Source organism: Algoriphagus chordae (assembly GCF_003254055.1).
GTDB classification, from domain to species: domain Bacteria; phylum Bacteroidota; class Bacteroidia; order Cytophagales; family Cyclobacteriaceae; genus Algoriphagus; species Algoriphagus chordae.
The window spans coordinates 86,472-107,061 of the sequence record NZ_QKZT01000006.1 but is presented as its reverse complement, the minus strand read 5'-3'; the positions used below and the strand labels follow the sequence as shown (position 1 = coordinate 107,061).

The window sequence follows — 20,590 nt, the reverse complement described above, 5'->3', positions numbered from 1 at the left end:
TCAGCTTTGCGTCAATTGTTGTAAAAACTCGGTTACTACTTCAGTATCATCAAAGTGATGTTTTACCCCTTTGACTTCCTGATAATCCTCATGGCCTTTGCCAGCGATGAGGATGATATCTCCTTTTTGGGAAAGCATACAAGCTGTCTTAATAGCCTCTCTGCGATCCACAATTGTTAGTGTTTTTCTGATTTCAGAAGGGCCTACGCCTGTTTGCATATCCTTCAATATTTCCTCTGGCTGCTCGAAACGAGGATTGTCAGAAGTAAGAATTGCTTTATCACTTTCCTGAACAGCGATTTTTGCCATTACAGGTCTCTTAGTCTTATCTCTATTTCCACCACAACCAACGACTGTAATCAATTGCTCTCCACCAGTTCTCGCGCCGTTGATTGTCTTCAGCACATTATCCAATGCGTCTGGTGTATGTGCATAATCCACGATAGCCGTAATTCCAGCGATGGAAATCCTATCAAAACGGCCTTTGGCTCCACGGATTCCAGATAGCTCACGGAGAACTTCATCTTCCTCTTCCCCAAGTAGAACTGTAACTCCCAACACCGCCAAGAGATTGTAAGCATTGAATGCTCCGATCATTCTGAACCAGATCAACTTGCCGTTGATTTCTAGCTCAAGACCTTCTAGGGTATTGGAAATGATTTTGGCTTTAAAGTCTGCTGGAGATTTCAGCGCAAAATATTGATGAGAAGCTTTGCAATTCTGAAGCATCACCGCTCCACGCTTGTCGTCACCGTTTACCAGTGCAAATGCATCTTTTGGAAGCTCATCAAATAGCTTCTTCTTGGCCTTGATGTAGGCATCGAAAGTCCCATGATAATCGAGATGATCATGAGAAATATTAGTAAAAACAGCTCCCGCTAGTTTCAATCCAGCGACTCTCTCCTGCACTATCGCATGCGAGCTTGCTTCCATAAAGCAATGGGTGCAGCCTTCTGCTACCATTTTGCGAAGCAAAGCCTGTACACTTACTGCATCTGGCGTAGTATGCGTCGCGTGAATTACTGTTTCGTTTATCTTATTCTCTACCGTGGAAAGCAAACCCGTGCTATAGCCCATTCGCATAAATAACTGATGCAAAAGAGTCGCCGTGGTCGTCTTGCCATTGGTTCCAGTAATCGCTACTACTTTGATTTGCTCGGAAGGATTGTCATAGAAATTACTTGCCATGATGCCCAGTGCAGAAGCAGAGTTCACAACTTCCACGTAGGTAATTCCATCGATCAATTTCTCTGGCAACTGCTCGCAAACAATACTTTGAGCTCCACGCCCAATAGCTTTCTCTATAAACTCATGTCCATCTACCTGCGTACCCTTGATGGCCACAAATACAGATCCCTCAGTCACCTGACGACTGTCAAAGACAATAGCATTCAGCCCCAACTCCATGTCTCCGGTAGTAGAGGTAAGCGATACCTTATATAATATGTCTTTCAGTACTTTCATTTATCCTAGCACCAGGTTAATAGTTGCATTTGGTGTTAATTCTGTTCCGGGTGAAATCGATTGATTTTTCACTCGACCTTTCCCAGTGTAATTGACTTTCATTCCCTTATTTTCCAGAATGAAAAGTGCATCTCGAAGCGGAAGCCCAGACACATCCGGAACAAGCGATTGATCCGTGTCATTGACGCTCATTTCCACTGAGGCTTCATGAGAAACCGTCTTTACCCATTCCTCTGGATTGGCAGCAGAAGCTTTCAGTCCCAATTCTTGGAAAATCCCCTGTAACTCTTCCGCCTTACCAGCTCTCACATAAGGCAATTGACTGCCTGTAGCTTCGGCTCTTAGGATTTCTTGTTGATTGTCAGGATTCAACTCTATATCAAGCGCATAGATTTTGTCGGCGATTTCCTTAAAAACTGGAGCGGAAACATCTCCTCCGTAGGCGAAAATGCCTTTTGGGCTATCGATCACTACGACCATGGAATACTTAGGATGATCTGCAGGAAAGTAACCTGCGAAACTTGTGTAGTAATTCTTGGTATAAGCTCCGTTTTTGAGCTTCTGAGCGGTACCAGTTTTACCTGCGATTTTATAATCAGCATTGGCGATATTTCTAGCAGTTCCACGCACTACCACGCCTTCCAACAAACCCTGAAGGAGTTCGATGTTTTTATCAGACGCGATTTGCTTGCGCACTACTTCTGGCTCATATCGTTGCTCAATAATATTCCCTCGGGAAATAGATTTCACGATATAGGGCTTCATCATTTTCCCACCATTCGCTACAGCATTATATAAGGCCAGTGTATGAAGTGGATTTAGCTTTACTTCATAGCCAATCGAAATCCAAGGAAGCGAAGTGCCATACCAGTCTTTATCAGTTGGTTTTTTGAAAAAAGGCTTTCCTTCACCGATCAATTGAAAACCAAAAGGCTCTCTCAATCCCACCTTATCTATATAAGACATGAACTTTGTAGGACTTGCCCCGAAGTGTTCATCGACCAATTTGGAGATACCGACATTGGAAGATTTTTCGAATGCCTCCCGAATGGTCAAGGTGCCATAGCCACCGTTCTTTGCATCACGCATCACCTGGTTATAGAATTTGTAAGAACCATTCCCAGTTTCTACAGTTTCTTCCAGTGAAATTTTATTTTCTTCCAAAAGTGCCAGCATGGAAAGCAGCTTGAAAGTAGATCCTGGCTCTGTATTTCCTTGATCGCCTATCGCATAGTTATAGTTTTCACCGTAGCCAGATCCTTTGGTATTGCGCTGCAAATTGGTGATTGCCTTGATCTGACCAGTCTTTACCTCCATCACGATCACCGAACCAAAATCTGCATCCCGATCGATCAACTGACGTCGAAGTGCAGTTTCTGCTACATCCTGCATATTTACATCCAGGGTAGTAGTGACATCATAGCCATTCTCTGGCTTCACATCCTCAGCATCAAAAACCGGTTTCCAGCTCCCTCCAGCTAAGCGCTGAAAAAGCGCCTTGCCATCCTGTCCACGTAGATAATTGTTGAAAGAATACTCGATCCCTGCACCGTAGTCATCCTCATTCAAAAAGCCAACTGTACGGCTGGCGAGGGAATTAAACGGTCTATATCTTTTCTCTACTTTCTCGAAAATCACTCCACCTCCTAGTCTTCCATTTCTGAAAATCGGCCAAGTAGACATTTCCTGCATACCTTGATAGCCAATCTGCTTTCTGTTCAGCACCAAATAACGCTTCTTGTCAAGCCTAGCATCATTGATCATTCGCTTGTAAGAAGTGGCTGATTTGTCCTTATAATATGCGGATAGCATTTTTGCCAAGGAATCAAGACCAGACTCGTAGACATCCTTCTTTGCGATGGTAGGATCTAGCGCTACCCTATAGAAAGGTAAACTTGTCGCTAGTAATGATCCGTCACTCGCGTAGATATTGCCACGAGTAGCTGCCACCTCTCTGTATTGGAAATTGATTGTTTCAGCTTTTTCACGCCATACATCTCCCTCCGCCATCTGAAGCTTGACCACCTTATAAGGTATCGCCGCTGCACATAGCGCAATAAGGATGAACACCACCCTCACTCGGATCAATATGGATCGCTTAAAATTCACTTTTCTACCTCGATTTTTATCGGTGGTTGATTGAGTTCAAATATTCCTTGCTCAGCTACACGCTTCGCTACTTCTGATTGCATACTGCTCAACATATACTCTGCTTCCAGGGTAGTGACATCTGCACGAAGGTCTTCTACCTCCTGCTGAGCTTTTTCAATCTTGCGCACCATGTTCTCAGCGCGGTGATTGCCCCAGATATAGATCAAAGCCAGTATGGCTACAAAACCAACTGGCGGAACCAGCTGTACAGGCACTCCTTCGCCTAAGATTCCGGTGATATCCAGTTTTTCCTCTATCCAACTAAAGATGGACTTGCGAGGCCCGCCCTTAGGCTTATTCCCCGACTTTAATTTTTTTCTAAATGTGTTATTGCTCATGCCTCTACCTTCTTCGCTATTCTGAGTTTTGCACTTCTAGCTCTTGGATTAGATGCGATTTCCTCCGCATCTGCCACCACAGCACCCCGGCTGATAGGCTCCAGAGGTCGAATGAGATTTCCGTAAAAATCCTTTTCCACCTCACCTTGAAACTTGCCCTTGATCATCAGACTCTTCACCAAGCGATCTTCCAAACTATGGTAGCTCATCACTACCAATCTGCCTTCGGGCTTTAGCACTTCCACCGCTTCCAGCAGCATTTCTTCCAAAGCGCCCATTTCATCGTTTACTTCTATTCTCAAAGCCTGGAAGACCTGAGCGTAATATTTAAAGTCTTTGCCCCGAGGAGCGTATCTTTTCAAAAAGGAGGTAAATCCCTCTGTAGTCTCAAATGGTTGCGAACTTCTTTCAGAGACGATCGCTTGTGCCAAGGTTTTGGCATTTTTCACCTCACCATACATACCGAGTATCTTGTGAAGTCTGCCCTCGTCATAAGTATTGAGAACCTCTTTGGCAGAAACATCAGCGGACTGATTCATTCTCATATCTAGATCTCCACTGAATCTGGTAGAAAAACCTCTACTTGGCTCATCAATCTGATGGGATGAAATACCCAAATCAGCCAAGATGCCATCTACTTTTTTTACTCCATGAAGTCTCAGGTATCTTTTCAAATCCCTGAAATTGGCAGCTACAAAAGTGAAATTGTCGCTAGCAGGAATATTTGCCTCAGCATCTACATCTTGGTCAAACCCATATAAATGCCCTTTATCTAAATGCTTCAGAATCTCCCGGGAATGCCCTCCTCCACCAAAAGTCACATCTACATAGATCCCGTTAGGATCAATAGACAAGCCTTCAGTGCATTTGGCTAGCATCACTGGGATATGGTAAATAGACTCTGTCATGAGATTTAAGAGAGATGCTTTTCCATTAGACTAGATATGTCCGCAGGATCAACTATGATATTCTTGCTATAATTTTCTTGATTCCAGAACTCGATTCGACCTCCGTTCCCTATCACGATTACATCTTTTTCAAGACCCGCATAGGCTTGGTAAGCTTTTGGAATCAACAAACGACCTGCACTGTCCAACTCCACATCGACGACAGAATTGAAAAAGGAACGCTGCAACATTCTTTGCTCTGGGTTATGAATGGAAAGAGACTTAATTTGATTCTCAAGTTTCTTGTATTCCACCATGGGATAAAGAGCCAAACACCTATCTTCAGCCATTCGAAGCATAAGCGTAGCGCCGTTAGCCTCTGGTATCGCAGCCTTGATTTTGGCTGGCAATACCAGACGCCCCTTGGTGTCTAGCTTGCAATCGTATTGACTGTTGAACATAATTTCTTGAACCCTTTAGAATGATGCGTATGAGGTAAAGACAAAAGTAATAAAATGACTCTCACTTTCTACCACTTCCCCCCACAAATTCCCACTTTGACTTAAAAGTAGGCAAATCTTTATTCCATCCCAATTATTAATTAAAAAAATCAAGGTTTTTTTTAGAGGTATAGTATTGATTAGAAAGAGGTTAGAGATTCCCCAAAATGGGGCAAAACAGAGCGTATTGCAGGTTTATGAGAGTCAAAAAAGAATATGATGGCGATAGATTACCATCCTCCCGAAGAAAAGTGGGTTGATTTCCCATGAATAAACTCTTTTTGCATGCTCGAGTGGGGAAAAATCCCACAGGTTTTTCAAATCAAAAATGTAACTGTTGAATTTTTATTGAAAAAAGTTCGTCTCGATAGAAATTAGAACTGCATCAATTGGAGAAATAGAAAAATATCCTGAGATCTAAATCCTAAAGAATCGTAACTCTGGATTTTTGACAATAAAAAAAAACGTTCTCAAATTGAGAACGCTTGGTGATTGTGCCTAGATATATTGACTTACAGATTGTTAATAAAAGACTTAACTTCATCTTTAGTCTTGCCAGTTTTCTTCTGGATTTTACCTAGCAACTCATCAGATTTTCCTTCTTCATACATCAAATCATCATCGGTCAAGTCACCGTATTCTTGCTTCAACTTACCTTTGATCTGATTCCAGTTTCCTTTTACTTTATCTTCAAATGCGCTCATGATTATTGAGTTTAGTGGTTATAGTTTTCTTTAATTGTATACTGAAATATCCATAATTGATGCCAAGCTAAGGCAAGCCTATAAAACAGCCTCCAATTGCTTTAAAGACCATTTTTTGAAAAAATAAAATAAAAAACTATCCTTTTAACTAAGCAAGTTGGGGAATCATATTCAAGATTTGAGGATAAGAAGTTCTTGACTTCAAAAATGATTTGTGCTTAATTCATTCAGCGATTTCCTTCATCGCTTTTTAAAACAAGTTCACCATTTAATGAGGCAGCTAAGCACAAGTTTTTACAGAGTTTTGACCAGCCTTGTAGAGAGAACACGATAGGCAAAAATCAAGGCGAATACCATCAAGACAGATGCTAGGTAAAAGGAAGCTCCCGGCAAGTATATCGGAGCTTCTTCAGATGTGAAATAAGAAAATAGACTGTTCATCATCACGGGACCTATAATCGCCGTCAAACTTACCAAGCTGGTCAATGCTCCTTGAAGTTCGCCTTGCTCGCTGTCTGAAACTTGGCTGGAAATTATTCCTTGCAAGGCTGGCGCTGAGATCCCACCCAAACAATAGGGAATTAGGAAAACAAAAAGCATCCAACTCATCGAGGCAATACCGAAGCAAAACAAGCCAATAGCCTGGAGTGCGATACCTATATAAACAGAATTTGCCTGACCGAATTTTGGAATTACCACCCGAATCAAGCCTCCTTGAACTATCGCTACCAACAAACCAACAACGCCTAAGGAATAACCTACCATCGCTTCGTCCCAATCGAATTTGAACATGGTGAAATAGGACCAATTACTCTGAACGGCATGTCCAGCCAGGTAAATCAAAACCATCGAAACTACTAAACCTGAAATCACCGGATACTTTCTCAACCTCATCAGCGAACCTATTGGATTAGCTCTTTTCCATTCAAAAGATCTTCGCTTTTCCTTCTCCAGCGATTCAGGAAGGAAGAAAATTCCATAAATCACATTTAAAAGTGATAATGCCGCAGCTACCAAAAAAGGAGCTCTTGGCCCATATTCAGCTCCAGCCAAACCTCCGATCACAGGTCCTATGATAAAGCCCAAGCCAAAAGCAGCTCCGATCAACCCGAAGTTTTGAGACCTCTTCTCAGGCGTACTGATATCAGCGATATAGGCCGTCGCAGTGGTGAAACTTGCCCCAAACATCCCGGCAATTAATCTGCCGACAAACAACCAAAACAGGGTAGGTGCAAAGGCATGAAAGATGTAATCTATCCCCAAACCGAAAAGCGAGAAGAGTAATACAGGCCTTCTCCCGAATCGATCTGATAGGCCTCCCATAATGGGTGAAAACAGAAACTGCATAGCAGCAAAAGAAAATATCAGCCATCCACCATAACGTGAAGCTACACTGAGCCCTTCTCCGGTAAGCTCTTCGATCAAACTCGGCACCACAGGTATGATTATCCCTAGGCCAATCACATCTACCAGAATGGTGATGAAAATAAAAAGTAAGGCACGTTTAGGCTTGGAATTCATGGGTTTTTTTCGAGCCTGCTATATTAAGGACTTTTAGAAAAAAAATTACCTTCTTAGCAAATTTGAATAACATACTCGTCTTCAACAGAAACCAAAAAAGACCTGCCCAACGGACAGGTCTTTTTTGAAGTATCAACACACAATTACCTTTTCGAGAAAGAGACTATTTATTGTCATCTTTCTTCTTAAATGCTTCTTCAAGTTTTTTCTGGTACTCTTCTATTTTGGAAGCATTCTCTTTTTGCCAAACCTCCATTTTACGCTCGTATTCTTCCAATTTAGGCTTCATCTCTTTTTCCCATGCTTTCATCTTCGCCTCATATTCCTTCATTCTTGGCTCATTGGATTCTTGCCAAGCCTGCATTTTGGCTTCAAATTCTTTCATTTTTGGTTCCTGAGATTTTTGCCAAGCTTCCATCTTCTTCTCAAACTCCTTCATCTTTGGCTCCATTTCCTTTTGCCAAGCTTTCATTTTCTCCTCAAAGCCAGCGTTATTCTTTTCCCATTCAGCGGCCCATTCTTCAGCTTTCATTGCCATTTCATTGGCCCTGGTCTTCATCTCAATGGTCCATTTCTCCTTTTCAGCCTTGGTCATTCCTATAGTGTCCTGAGACTGAAATTCAAAAACAGTACCTCCTTCAAAATCGAAAACCATCGGGCTTCCAGCAAATTCAAAAGCCATCACCGGCATAGAATCCATATCAAAACTTGGTACTGGAGCCATCTCGAATTCCATGACAGGCGTCGGAGCCATTGCGAAGTCCATTGCTGGAGCCATCGCTTCAGCAGGAAAAGGCGGCATAGGAGCAAGCTCCAATTCTGGCATATCCTCAAGAACTACTGTTTTTCCATTATGCTTATATACATAAGAACTTTTCTTGCTGTTTTTTACAATAACCGTGTCCCCTTTTGTAATGATTGTATCTCCTTTTACATGAAATACTGCAGGTTTCGCAGCCTCAATTTCAATTACTTCATTATTGGAATTAACCCAAACAGAATTTTCCTCAACCACATTTACTGTGCTCACTACCTGATCGACGATTGGGTCAACGGCGACCACGGTCTTTGGTGATTGAACAAGCTGCGCCACTGCATTCGCTTCGGCATTGACAGGTAATGTTGCAATAGGTTTTCCTTTCTCGACGGGAGCAGATACGTCCTGCTGTGCAGTTGCCATAAGGCCGGCACTTAATAAGAGTGTTAGTAGCATGGGGATAGAAATAATAGGGTTTTGTGGATAAGTCTGAGCTGGATGGCCCAGTATTCTTTTGATTCTCTGCAGCGTAGGGTTTCTTTTCTTCGCAGCTGCCAGAGCTAGTTCAGGAGGGTTTTGCTTCGCAAAGTTCAATACTTCAGCCAAGCTATAAGCCAGTTCCTGTGGGGCAATTCCGGCCTTTACAGCCAGATCATCTGCCGCATTTTCTCTCAATTCTTTGACCGTCTGGTTCATCCACCAATAGCATGGGTGGTAGAAGAAAAGTACCTCCAGTGAAGACTGAAATATATTTTCGAGGTAATCATTTCGCTTGACATGCGCCAGTTCATGAGCGATGATTGCTTCCAATTGAGTTGGAGAAAGCTGGAAAATAAGCCCTGCGGGAATAAGTATAATAGGTTTGAAATAGCCGAAAGTGATAGGTGAAAGCCCATAAGATGTAAGTCGGATCTCTACCTTTTTGGAAATATTCATTTTACCCATCAGACGATAAAGCTTTTTCTCCAACTCAAAATCATTTGGCTCTGAGGAAGACTTTCGCAGCGTCTTAACTTCTGACAGGCTATTAAATAATCGGAATAGAAAGAGTAATGCGCCAACAAACCAGACATTAACCAGTAGCGGCAACTGAAGTTCGATCCAAGAAATAATCATAGCAATAAGGCTCTCAAGTCCAATAGATGTGGAGGCTTGAAATACCTGAGGTGTAGCAGATGCTAAAGTGAGTCTTTCGAGCAAAGGCGTAGGAGCAAAATTGGAAACTTCATATATAAAGGTGCCGAAAGCCGTAATCAGCGCCAGAGAGAGGGCGCCCAATCCTAGTTTGTATTTGAAAGCAGGACTGCTTTTTCTAACTACTTTCATTAGCAGCCAAAGTGCAGCGCTAATAATCACCAGTTGCCAAAGTGAATGCACTAGCGTCCAGCCCATGGCATAGAGTAAACTTTCGGGAACCCAGTCGTTTAAAAGATTCATGATTTCTTATTTTCTAGTTGGTCTAAAAATGCTCGAATTTCTTCAACTTCCTCCTTGGAGGGATTTTCTTCTCCCAAAGCCTGGAGCACCAATTTCTGCGCTGAACCACCAAATGCAGTGGAAACGAGATTCCTGAGCAAAGACTTCTGCGTATCCTTTTGATTAGTAGCTGGACTATAAATATGAGTTCGTTGTGTCTCATTTCTACTGACCATTTGCTTGGCATGCATATTTTGCATCGTCTTCAGTGTGGTCGTGTAGCCAGTATCTTTTGTCTCTGCGAGACGCTCATGGATCTGACGAACACTTGCCTGCTTCATTTCCCACAATAGGGAAAGTATTTCTAATTCTGATTCGGTTGGCTTACTCATGGGAGTTTATACGATAACTTTCGTACCAAAGATATACGATGAGAATCGTAAGTTCAAAACATCTACGAAAATAATCGTATTAAAATATGTTAAAATACTGCTTTACAGATTCTTACAATAATTAAAAATGATATGTAGTGAAAATTAAGATCCATCAAGAAATGGTATTTTTTAGCATAAAATTGTTCGATTATGAACTTTGGAAGGGTTTTGAATACATATAAAGAAGTCTGTACCACAAACACCCCTAGCGAATAGCCAGCTCTAAGTTCACCTGAACTTTCCCTCCTCGACATTAGTTGTATAGACATTGAATTTTTGATAACAAACCAACTATACCATGAATACCGAACAAGCATTACTAAAGCCGATAACCTTAGCCGCTGGATTAGAACTGAAAAATAGAGTTTGGATGGCTCCCATGACGAGAAGTCGTGCTGACAATCCTTCAAATAAGCCTTCTGAAATCCATGAAAAATATTACGCACAGCGTGCTTCTTCAGGACTTATCATTACCGAAGGCTCACAAGTTTCTAAGCAGGCAGTAGGTTACATTAACACACCAGGCATCTTTTCCGACGTACAAGTAGAAGGTTGGAAAGGCGTAACCAGAGCCGTACACAAGAAAGGTGGACACATCTTCATTCAACTTTGGCATGTAGGCAGGATCTCTCACCCAGATTTTCATAACGGTGATTTACCTTTGGCCCCATCAGCTATTAATCCGCACGAAAAATCTTTTACCCCTGAAGGTTTCAAAGAAACTGTCACTCCAAAAGAGATGAGTCGTGCAGAAATCAAGCAGACAATCCAGGATTTTAAGAATGCTGGTAAAAATGCAATGGAAGCTGGCTTTGACGGAATAGAAATTCACAGTTCCAACGGCTACCTGCTTCATCAATTTTTCAACGCTACCAGTAATACAAGAAGGGATGAATATGGTGGATCAATAGAAAATAGAGCCAAAATTCTTTTTGAAATCATCGATGCGCTCAAAGAAGTAATGCCCGAGCAAAAAATCGGTTTGAGGCTAAACCCATCACTCAATGGAGTATTTGGTATGGAGGCGGACGAGGAGACTATTCCAACTTTTGAGTACATCGTCAAGAAGTTAAATGATTACGACTTAGCCTATTTACACCTTTCTGAGCCATTTACTGACGTATCAGAGATACCCTATCTCGTGAGTCATATTGCAAAACATTTCCGTCCATTATACAAAGGCACTTTAGTGATCAACGCAGGTTTTGACCAAGAAAAAGGGAATAAAGTAATCGAAGAAGGTGACGCGGATGCTGTTGCCTACGGAACATTATATATTTCCAATCCAGATCTTGTGGAGCGTTTTGAGCAACATGCTGAGCTGGCAAGTCCAGACAAGGACACGTTCTACACTCCAGGGAAAAAAGGGTATATTGATTACCCAAAACTTGAGGAAGAAAAAGTTGGATAATCACTCTAAAGGCCGGAATTTCCGGCCTTTTCTTTATTTTTAGCCATGTGTCTAGTTGCTTTTTCCTGGAAATCTAATCCAGCCTACCCCTTAATCATCTCCACCAATCGAGATGAGTTATTTAATCGTCCTACCCAAGAAATGCATCAATGGGATGCTGGATTTTACGCAGGGAAAGATCTCAAAAGTGGTGGAACATGGATGGGATTTCACCCAAACGGTCGCTGGTCTTTACTGACTAACTATCGGGATTTTGAAAATCCTAGATCAGCACAAATAAGCAGAGGTAAACTTGTCCAAAACTGGTTAGAAAGCGAAGCTTCCCCAGTAGAATATCTAAAAGAAATCCAACAAAATCAGGATAAATATGATGGATTCAATCTCTTGGTATGCGACGGTGAAAAGCTATTTTATCTGAGCAATTATTCTCCTGATATACAGGAAGTCCAACAGGGAATTTACGGGTTGAGCAATGGCTTACTCGATGATCCCTGGCCAAAAGTAGAACTGGCAAAACAACAGCTTGAGAAAGTGAGCAGTTCTGATTTTTCCACAAACGATCTGCTAGATATCCTAAAATCCAAAGAGACTTATCCACCAGAAAAACTCCCAAAAACTGGTATCCCATTAGCAATGGAAACTTCTCTTTCAGCACAATTAATACGAATGTCGGGAAATTATGGAACGGTTTCAGCCGCTGCAGTGGTTCAAGACACAACCGGTTTAGTTCGGCTCAAACAACGGACTTATCAATGGGAAGAAGAGCAGTACGTAGACCGGGATTTTCAATTTCAACTCGATCAAACCTAAGACCTAATGTCAAATAAAACATACGATTTGCTGATCATCGGCGGTGGACCTATTGGTCTTGCCTGCGGTGTGGAAGCAGAAAAAGCTGGATTGGATTACGTAATCGTCGAAAAAGGCGCGCTGACCAATTCAATCTTCAATTATCCGATTAACATGACTTTTTTCTCCACCTCAGATCGTCTGGAGATGGCAGATATTCCATTTATGTCTATTGGAAATAAACCCAATCGTACTGAGGCGCTAGAATATTACCGCAGGGTTTTCTCCCATTTCAATCTGAATGTAAAGCTGTATGAAGCCGTGCAAAGTCTTGAGAAAAAAGATGAGCTATTTCAAGTCAAAACCTCCAAAGGATCTTATCTCTCCAAGAACCTAGTTCTGGCTACTGGCTTCTATGATTTGCCAAATCTGATGAATATCCCTGGTGAGGACTTACCAAAGGTGCAGCACTACTACAAAGAACCTTGGCCTTTTATCAATCAAAAGATAGTAGTGGTAGGTGGAGCAAATTCGGCCGTAGATGCAGCGCTTGAATGCTGGAGGAAAGGCGCCGAAGTAAGCATGGTTTTACTTGAAGATGAAGTCGATCAGGCCGTAAAGTATTGGGTCCGCCCAGACATCGTCAACCGCATCAAAGAGGGATCTATCAAAGCCTTCACCAATTCTAGACTCAAGGAAATCCGTGAGCATGAAGTTGTAATCACAACTCCAGACGGAGATGTAACTATAGAAAATGACTTCGTGCTCGCCATGACAGGCTACAAACCAAACTTTGGATTGCTGAATCAACTAGGAGTAAAACTGAGTGATGATGAGAAATGCCAACCTCAGTACGATGAAGAAAGCCACGAATCCAATGTTCCTGGAGTTTACCTTGCCGGTGTAGTTTGCGGCGGATTAAATACCCGTGAGTTCTTTATCGAAAACAGCGTTGTGCATGCTGGGATGATCGTGAAGGACATTGTGGGGAAGTTGTAAGTTGTAAGTAAAAGGTGGTGGGTAGAAAGTGGCATGTGGCTGTGCCATTGCGAATGAGGCACGAATGAGGCAATCTCTATCCCCTGTTAAATGGTATTTCCTTCCTCTTCTAGATCACACCTGACACTTTTTACTTCTGACCACTTACATAGATACGCCACCTACTCCTTTATCTCAATCACCTTAAACTCAGTTCTTCTGTTTGTCTGATGTTCTTCTTCGGTAGTTGCATCCTCAACGATCAACTGACTTTTACCATATCCTTTGGCCACCAATCGATCAGCAGATATTCCTTGGGAAACAATGTAATCCACCGCTGATTGTGCTCTACGCTGAGACAAATCTTGATTATATGCATCGCCCGAACGGGAATCCGTGTGAGAGCTCAACTCTATTCTAATGGCAGGATTATCCTTTAGGATCTGTACCAATTTATCCAGTTCTAGCGCTGCATCAGGTCTAATGTCGGCTTTATCCAAATCGTAATAGATATTCTCAAGCACGATAGAACGATCCAGTACAAGCTGATCCAAGACAATCGTAGTGTCCAAGGTAATATTCGTCACATCTTGCACAAGCGTGGAGATATCCGGAGTCTTTCCTTTGGTGGTATAAGGGATCGATTTGGAGAAATAACCAGACTTGGAAGCTATGATTGAAAAATCCGCGTCTGGTGTCAGCGTAAATCTTACGCGCCCATTGGTATTGGAGAAATCACCACCTGCTTGCTTGCTGAGACTATCGTATAGCACTACCCTCGCTTGCTCTAGCACTGCATCATCAGCACCAGCCACGCGTTGTTTGGTATACACATTCAACAATACATTGATGATCTTTGGCTTCGGTGTTTTGTCCTCAAAGAAGTAAATATCATCATCTCCCACACCTCCATCGCGATTGGATGCGATAAATCCAGCTTTAGGATATTCTGTGAAGAAAAGTGAGAAATCATCATTGATACTATTGAAATTCTCTCCTAGATTTTTGACCACCTGAGCACCTGCAGCATCTTTTTCAGCTACAAAAAGATCAAGTTTGCCATAACCTGGATGTCCATCTGAAGAAAAGAAAAACTTTCCATCAGCCATAGGTCTTGGAAAAAGCTCATTGCCAGGAGTATTTATATTTGGACCCAGATTCACTGGATTACCAAAGTCAGAATTAGCTAATCTAGTTGCCTTATAGAGGTCAATTCCACCAAAACCTCCCGGTCTATTGGATGCAAAGTACAATTCAGATCCATCTTCAGAAAAAGCCGGCGTAGAATTCCACCAGGTCTCATCTTCATTTACTGGCATCCAAATAGGCTGTGTAAATCCACCTCCACGGAAGTAAGAAACAAAAAGTGCTGTTTCCGGAAGATCTTTATCCGAGGTAGAATTTCCTCTTGCATAAATTATCGTATTCCCATCAGGGCTAATTGCAATTGCCGCCTGATTAAGTCCTTCTTCATTTTTGAATTCAGGGAGTGCCTGAGCTCCTGTCACATCCACTCGAAGACCTTCCGCTCTAGCACGAAACAGCTTGGTATACGGAGAACCATCTGCAGGATAAAGTCCAGATGCCTGACGCCCTGAGGTGAAGTATATAAAGTTTTCTGAAATCACTGGAGCATAATCAGGCCCAGCCGTATTGAGATCTTTGTAATTGCTGAGCACATGATTTGGCCAGTAATCGGCTATTCCCTCTGACAGCTTGATCGCTTCTAACTGTCGTTGCGTCTCTGCCAAGAATGCTTCATCCTGGGTATAACCTTTTGCTTTCTCGAAAGCCTCCTTCGCCTCATCGTTTTTGTCCTGAGCCTTCAAACTCAAACCTAGTCGATAGTAGCTTTCAAAAGTAGGGTCTTCTTCAGTTAGCTTTTGATAATATGGACCTGCATCCTCTATACGATTGGACAATCTATAGCTTTCCGCAATAACCTGATTGGCTTCTTTGTTTTCAGGATCATCAGCCAAAATCTGAGAAAAAGAATTGATGGCATACTGGTATTGACCAGAAAGAAACTGGTCATTTCCTTTTTCCTGAAGGCTTTTGCATGAGCTTACCCCGATAAGGAGTATAAGACAAATCCAAAAAAAATGGTTTTTCATGTGTTTAAATTTGATTTTATATGGCCACATGGAATCTCACATGGTTACCCTCTCATTATGTGACGCTAGAATCATGTTCGATTTCATCTGAAAGGTGATTGATGATCTATTCTGAATATTACTAAATTAATTTGGAAAGTATCGGTTCAGCCAGCTATTCCCTGCCAAAATCCATACACTTTCTAGGTCTTTTTTGCTTTGTACCTGTGGATTGATCACTAGGGTCTGCGAATCGATCTCTCCAGATGTCACTTTTGACTTGATTCCTAAAGCAGAAGCTACGTTGATTTCACCCGAATTGGATTTAAATGTCACCTTGCCTTGATCAGTGATATTGTTCTCGATTTCACTTTCTAGCTCGCGCAAAGTTCTCACGGAACTATCGATAGAGCAACCGCTTGCTCCCAAGCCAGATTCATCTACAGCCAAAACCAAAATCTGATCATCCAAGACCTCGAATGAAGTCGGCATTCTGTTACCGTGCGTATTCCAGCCATCACAAAATGCGGATAGTCTGGAATTGATTAAGTCTTTTTCCTGCTCTGAAAATTTGCGTGCAGCCTGGTAAACCCAAACCCGCGAATCTTCCGGCATATTTTTAAATTCAACGTACATAATTGCTTGTTTTCTAATGGCAAAGAAAAACCCTTTCTACCTAACGGCAAAAAGGGTCAAATTGATTCATTGAATATTTTTAGATCCCCATATCTTTTGCGATCATTTCTGCCAAGTCATAAACTTTAACCTCAGCTTCTTTTTCCTTGTTCTTTACGCCATCGGTCATCATAGTCAGACAGAAAGGGCATCCCACCGCAATGGCACTAGCTCCAGTTGCCAGAGCTTCCTCGGTTCTCTCTACGTTAATATCTTTTCTACCTGGCTCGGGTTCTTTGAACATCTGTGCTCCGCCAGCTCCACAGCAAAGCCCCTTGGTTTTGCAGCGCTTCATCTCTACCAATTCTACATCTAGCGCCTTGATGACCTCTCTAGGTGCTTCATAGACATTGTTGCCACGTCCTAGATAGCATGAATCGTGGAAAGTGATTTTCTTCCCTTTGAACTCTCCTCCGCCTTTCAGTGCTACTTTACCCTCATTGATGAGTTGCTGGAGAAACTGAGAGTGGTGAATCACTTCGTAATTTCCTCCCAAAGCAGGATATTCGTTTTTGATGGTATTGAAGCAATGTGGACAGGCAGTGACTACCTTTTTTATATTGTAGCCATTCATCACTTGGATATTTGCTACGGCTTGCATTTGGAAAAGAAACTCATTTCCGGCACGTCTAGCTGGATCTCCGGTACAGGCTTCTTCTGGCCCAAGGACGGCAAAGCTCACCCCAACCTTATTTAGAATTTTTACGAATGCCTGTGTTACGGCCTTGTATCTATCATCAAAGGAACCGGCACAGCCTACCCAGAATAGCACTTCTGGACTTTCTCCTTTACCGGCCATCTCGGCCATAGTTGGTACTTTATATGTTGACATGGTTATACGTTTTATGTTTGACCAAGAATATGCCATTAAGCTTACCCTCTTTGGTATATAGGCTGGAAGACCGATGACGGATGACCGAAGTAGCCTCTTTGCCAGTTTTAGCCTAATTCTTTGTTGCTTTTTACTTCAATGAAACTGGTGTATAAAACAAAAAGCCTTAGAAATAACTAATTTTTCAATTTTCATATCTTCCAATTTTTAATTTGGAATTTCTTCCTCTTTCACCTTCTCAGCCCAATTGAATCTATCCTGAGGACTGAATTTCCAAGGAGCGAAGCTGGTTTCCATGTTTTGGAACATCGCATTCCACTGAGGAGGTGTTCCGGACTCTTCCATCGCTACATAGCGTCGCATTTCCAAAATGATTGCTAGCGGATCTATATTCACCGGGCAAGCCTCCACACAAGCATTACAACTCGTACAGGCATTCAATTCTTCCTTGCTGATGTAATCTCCCAAAAGAGATTTCCCATCTTCAAAGCCTTTCCCTCCCGTATCCAAGCTTTTCCCCACTTCCTCAGCACGATCTCGCACATCCATCATGATTTTACGAGGGGAAAGTTTCTTACCCGTCAAGTTTGCTGGACATTCTGAAGTACATCTGCCACATTCTGTGCAGGAATAGGCATTCATCACATTGATCCAACTCAGGTCATTGATGTCTTTGGCTCCAAATCTGCCGATCTCTGCTGGTGGGTCAGCTGGAGCATCCGTAGGAATTCCAAGCATCATATTCACCTCATTGGTTACGACTGGCATATTTTCCATTTCACCCTTAGGATTCAAATTTGAATACCAGGTATTTGGGAAGGCTAGGAAAATATGTAAATGCTTCGAATAGGTCACATAAATAGCAAAGGCTAAAATCCCAACAATATGGAACCACCAGGCTGCTCTCTCCACGAAAATCAAGAACGATGAACTCATATTCTCAAAAATCGGATGGAGCAAACCGCTAAAGAACAGATTCCCCACTACTACATAATGCTCCACTCCTCTCGAAGCTAAGATCTGATCAGCAGCATTCATTTTCAAAATCGCCATCATCAAGACGATCTCAATACAAAGAATCAAGTTACCATCCAATGCTGGCCAGCCTTTCATCTCTGGCTTAGTGAAGCGAGGTACTTTGACCACATTTCTTCGGATCAAAAAGATCAGGCAAGAGATCAGAACCATCACCGCTAGAAATTCAAAGAAGTTCATCGCCGCCACATATGCCCCACCGAGATAAGGAGCGAATAATCTATGGGTACCGAAAATGCCATCTAGGACAAACTCCAGCACTTCTAGATTGATTACCAAGAATCCCACATAGACGAAGAGGTGAAGAAAGGCTGGGATAAAGCGCTTAAACATTTTTTGCTGTCCAAAAGCAACCAGCAGCATGGTTTTCCAGCGCTTCTCAGGCTGATCATTCCTGATCTCTGCTGTGCCCAGAAGTATGTTTCTCCGGAGGAACTTGACTCGTTTGATCAAGAAGAAGCCCGAAGCTATCAAAATGATCAAAAATATTATTTGAGGTAAAAAGCTCATAGTGACAATATTAGCGTGTTTTTTGGGTTTTAATCTATATTTTTTCCTTAAATGACTTGCTTCAAATACTGAAATATCTACCTTTGCATCACTTTACAAACAAGGTGATATAGCTCAGTTGGTAGAGCATCGGACTGAAAATCCGTGAGTCGATGGTTCGAGTCCATTTATCACCACAAGCCCTGAAGCAATTCAGGGCTTTTTTTATGGATTCCTTTTCAACCACAGAGTACGCAATTGTAAAATCACCCCCGAAGCTGAAGTCGACCATTTTACTACCACTACCGTTTTTGAAATTCCAATTCATGATTGTTTTATGGGTTTTTCCACCAGCTGATGACTCTTTATTATTGGTTGAACTGTAAGCAAATTAAGAAATAGTAGGCATGCATACTATTTCCTACTCTAATTTAGAAACAATTTAGTCTAGATAGCGATCTCAGCCAAACCCTAAACTGTTGAGCAGCTTTCAGTCAGCATTTTTCTCGTATGTTTAAAAAAACTTTTACTTTTTTTCATCACAACTGTAACATTCGCCTTTTCCATGCATTACCCTATTAAATGAAGTCATTTTTTGAAGCACATATCTGGCCGCAAAGAGGCAGGCTCTACCGGCTGGGCTATCTCTGGGTAAGGGATCAATCCCTCGCAGAGGATATGCTTCAGAATGTCTTCGAGAAATCTTTTACACGGGAAGATGAACTTCGTAGCCATCCAAATCTGATGGGCTGGTTGGTAAGAAGCTTGAAAAATGAGGTTTTGATGCACTTTCGCCAAAACAAGAAACTGGACTCACTGGATGGATTGGAAGATTTGAAAGTGGAGGAGACAGTTTCTGAGGACACAAAAGATTCGGTGAGAAAAGTAATGATCCTTGTAAAAGGTTTGCCTTTGCGACAGCAGGAGATTTTTCACCTGAGAGAGGTGGAAGGTTTGAGTTACGAGGAAATTACCGAGCACCTAGATATAAGCCTGGAACAAGTGAAAGTAAACCTTCACCGAGCCAGAAAAAGCATTCGTGAGCGGATGCTCAACCAAAAATCAACCAAATGAGACAGCGAATAGATGAATTACTCGATAAGTATTGGGAAGCTGAAACTAGCCTCGCAGAAGAAAAGGAGCTAAAGAACTTACTTCAAAATGCTGAAGGATATCCTGAAGAGAAGGCCTTATTTCTAGGCATAAGTGAGATATCCAACCTAGAGCCTAATTTGAAAATGCCAACGAAAGTGGTACCAATCAAATCTAGAAACTGGATGAATTGGGCTGCATCAGTGGCTATCCTGATTGGATCAGTCTGGGGATGGACAGTTTACGAGCAAAAGCAAGCTGAGCAAGAGGCATACATGGAAGTGATGCAGGCTTTTGCGCTAATCCAAACCAATCTCTCCAAAGGTCAGGAGCAAATGCACCTGATGAATGATTTGAAATACTTGAATACCACCAACCAACTATTCGGCAACCCTATAAGTAAATAAGCCATGCGAAAATTTCTACTAATCCCCTTACTGCTGTTTGCCTTTATCCTGAAGGCACAGGCCCAGGATGATGCTATTCAGCGCTTCTTCTCCAAATACATGGATGATGACAGATTCTCTAGGGTGTATATCAGCCCAAAGATGATGCAGATGGCTGGAGGATTCCTGAAAAGCAATGCTGGGACGGATCAAGACTCGGAAGACCTTGGTGTTCTAATTCAGAAAGTAAAGGGCATCCGAATTCTTTCTTCAGATGAGGTAGATGGATTGACATTCTATAAAGAAGCCATGGGAACTCTTACACGAAATAAATACGAGGACCTGATGGTAGTTGAAGACAAGGGAAGTAGCCTGAAATTCATGGTTCGAGAAGAAGGCGGTTTAGTCAAGGAATTGATGATGATCTCAGGAGAAGATGGTGACTTTACGCTACTATCAATGCTTGGCAATTTTACCTATGAGGATCTAAACTTGCTTGCCGAGAAGACGGATATCCCAGGCATGGACTTATATGGAAAAGGAAGCAAGGGACCAAAGGGACCTAAAGGAGTTAAATAAGTAATAGGTAGCAGGTAGCAGGTAGCAGGTAGCAGGTAGCAGGTAGCAGGTAGCAGGTA

Annotated in this window: 19 protein-coding genes and 1 tRNA gene; 7 read left to right on the top strand and 13 right to left on the bottom strand. The window is 42.2% G+C overall.

The window, feature by feature from the left end; genetic code table 11:
* From LV85_RS08135 to LV85_RS08095, 9 genes are all read right to left on the bottom strand, one after another.
* On the bottom strand, window positions 1–1,464 hold the full coding sequence (locus LV85_RS08135; RefSeq protein ID WP_111318162.1) for a UDP-N-acetylmuramoyl-L-alanyl-D-glutamate--2,6-diaminopimelate ligase: 1,464 nt from the start codon (window positions 1,462–1,464) through the stop codon (window positions 1–3).
* A complete protein-coding gene (locus tag LV85_RS08130) occupies window positions 1,465–3,573 on the bottom strand; it encodes a penicillin-binding protein (RefSeq protein ID WP_111318160.1) in 2,109 nt (702 codons plus the stop codon).
* Window positions 3,570–3,953 (bottom strand): FtsL-like putative cell division protein, encoded by a 384-nt coding sequence (locus LV85_RS08125; protein WP_111318157.1) that lies wholly within the window; start codon window positions 3,951–3,953, stop codon window positions 3,570–3,572. Before LV85_RS08125 ends, LV85_RS08130 begins: the two co-directional genes overlap by 4 nt.
* Window positions 3,950–4,861, bottom strand: a complete 912-nt coding sequence (gene rsmH / locus LV85_RS08120) for a 16S rRNA (cytosine(1402)-N(4))-methyltransferase RsmH (protein ID WP_111318154.1) — start codon at window positions 4,859–4,861, stop codon at window positions 3,950–3,952. Before rsmH ends, LV85_RS08125 begins: the two co-directional genes overlap by 4 nt.
* Window positions 4,862–4,866: 5 nt before the next feature.
* On the bottom strand, window positions 4,867–5,301 hold the full coding sequence (gene mraZ, locus LV85_RS08115) for a division/cell wall cluster transcriptional repressor MraZ (RefSeq protein WP_111318151.1): 435 nt from the start codon (window positions 5,299–5,301) through the stop codon (window positions 4,867–4,869).
* 551 nt (window positions 5,302–5,852) lie between these two features.
* Window positions 5,853–6,044 (bottom strand): CsbD family protein, encoded by a 192-nt coding sequence (locus tag LV85_RS08110; protein ID WP_111318148.1) that lies wholly within the window; start codon window positions 6,042–6,044, stop codon window positions 5,853–5,855.
* A 294-nt stretch (window positions 6,045–6,338) separates the two neighbouring features.
* Window positions 6,339–7,565, bottom strand: coding sequence for a TCR/Tet family MFS transporter (locus LV85_RS08105; protein ID WP_111318145.1), 1,227 nt, complete (start codon window positions 7,563–7,565; stop codon window positions 6,339–6,341).
* Between the two features lie 163 nt (window positions 7,566–7,728).
* Complete coding sequence (locus LV85_RS08100; protein ID WP_111318142.1) at window positions 7,729–9,759, bottom strand: M56 family metallopeptidase; 2,031 nt, start codon at window positions 9,757–9,759, stop codon at window positions 7,729–7,731.
* Window positions 9,756–10,130, bottom strand: coding sequence for a BlaI/MecI/CopY family transcriptional regulator (locus tag LV85_RS08095; protein ID WP_111318139.1), 375 nt, complete (start codon window positions 10,128–10,130; stop codon window positions 9,756–9,758). Before LV85_RS08095 ends, LV85_RS08100 begins: the two co-directional genes overlap by 4 nt.
* Before the next feature lie 340 nt (window positions 10,131–10,470).
* On the opposite strand from LV85_RS08095, the gene LV85_RS08090 reads away from it, so the two are divergent.
* The 3 genes from LV85_RS08090 to LV85_RS08080 are packed head-to-tail and all read left to right on the top strand — an operon-like array spanning window position 10,471 to window position 13,371.
* Window positions 10,471–11,583, top strand: coding sequence for an alkene reductase (locus LV85_RS08090; RefSeq protein WP_111318136.1), 1,113 nt, complete (start codon window positions 10,471–10,473; stop codon window positions 11,581–11,583).
* 45 nt (window positions 11,584–11,628) lie between these two features.
* Window positions 11,629–12,393 (top strand): NRDE family protein, encoded by a 765-nt coding sequence (locus LV85_RS08085; protein ID WP_111318133.1) that lies wholly within the window; start codon window positions 11,629–11,631, stop codon window positions 12,391–12,393.
* Window positions 12,394–12,399: 6 nt separating this feature from the next.
* Entirely contained in the window at window positions 12,400–13,371 is a 972-nt protein-coding gene (locus LV85_RS08080; RefSeq protein ID WP_111318130.1) for a YpdA family putative bacillithiol disulfide reductase, read from the top strand.
* A 161-nt stretch (window positions 13,372–13,532) separates the two neighbouring features.
* On the opposite strand, the gene LV85_RS08075 is transcribed toward LV85_RS08080, so the two are convergent.
* The 4 genes from LV85_RS08075 to LV85_RS08060 form a co-directional block, all read right to left on the bottom strand.
* Window positions 13,533–15,464: an OmpA family protein gene (locus LV85_RS08075; RefSeq protein ID WP_111318127.1), complete on the bottom strand. Its 1,932-nt coding sequence runs from the start codon at window positions 15,462–15,464 to the stop codon at window positions 13,533–13,535.
* A 126-nt stretch (window positions 15,465–15,590) separates the two neighbouring features.
* Entirely contained in the window at window positions 15,591–16,079 is a 489-nt protein-coding gene (locus LV85_RS08070; protein WP_111318124.1) for a hypothetical protein, read from the bottom strand.
* A 79-nt stretch (window positions 16,080–16,158) separates the two neighbouring features.
* Complete coding sequence (locus LV85_RS08065) at window positions 16,159–16,950, bottom strand: (Fe-S)-binding protein (protein WP_111318121.1); 792 nt, start codon at window positions 16,948–16,950, stop codon at window positions 16,159–16,161.
* 207 nt (window positions 16,951–17,157) lie between these two features.
* On the bottom strand, window positions 17,158–18,495 hold the full coding sequence (locus tag LV85_RS08060; protein WP_111318118.1) for a 4Fe-4S dicluster domain-containing protein: 1,338 nt from the start codon (window positions 18,493–18,495) through the stop codon (window positions 17,158–17,160).
* Between the two features lie 103 nt (window positions 18,496–18,598).
* Here LV85_RS08060 and LV85_RS08055 point away from each other — a divergent pair.
* From LV85_RS08055 to LV85_RS08040, 4 genes are all read left to right on the top strand, one after another.
* Window positions 18,599–18,671, top strand: a tRNA-Phe gene (locus LV85_RS08055).
* Window positions 18,672–19,056: 385 nt separating this feature from the next.
* Window positions 19,057–19,548 carry an RNA polymerase sigma factor gene (locus tag LV85_RS08050; RefSeq protein ID WP_111318115.1) on the top strand — a complete coding sequence of 164 codons (492 nt, stop codon included), beginning with the start codon at window positions 19,057–19,059 and terminating at the stop codon, window positions 19,546–19,548.
* Complete coding sequence (locus LV85_RS08045; RefSeq protein ID WP_111318112.1) at window positions 19,545–19,973, top strand: hypothetical protein; 429 nt, start codon at window positions 19,545–19,547, stop codon at window positions 19,971–19,973. Before LV85_RS08050 ends, LV85_RS08045 begins: the two co-directional genes overlap by 4 nt.
* Before the next feature lie 3 nt (window positions 19,974–19,976).
* The gene (locus tag LV85_RS08040) at window positions 19,977–20,531 is read left to right on the top strand and encodes a DUF4252 domain-containing protein (protein ID WP_111318109.1); all 555 of its coding nucleotides are present in this window, start codon (window positions 19,977–19,979) and stop codon (window positions 20,529–20,531) included.
* The last annotated feature ends 59 nt before the right edge of the window (window positions 20,532–20,590 follow it).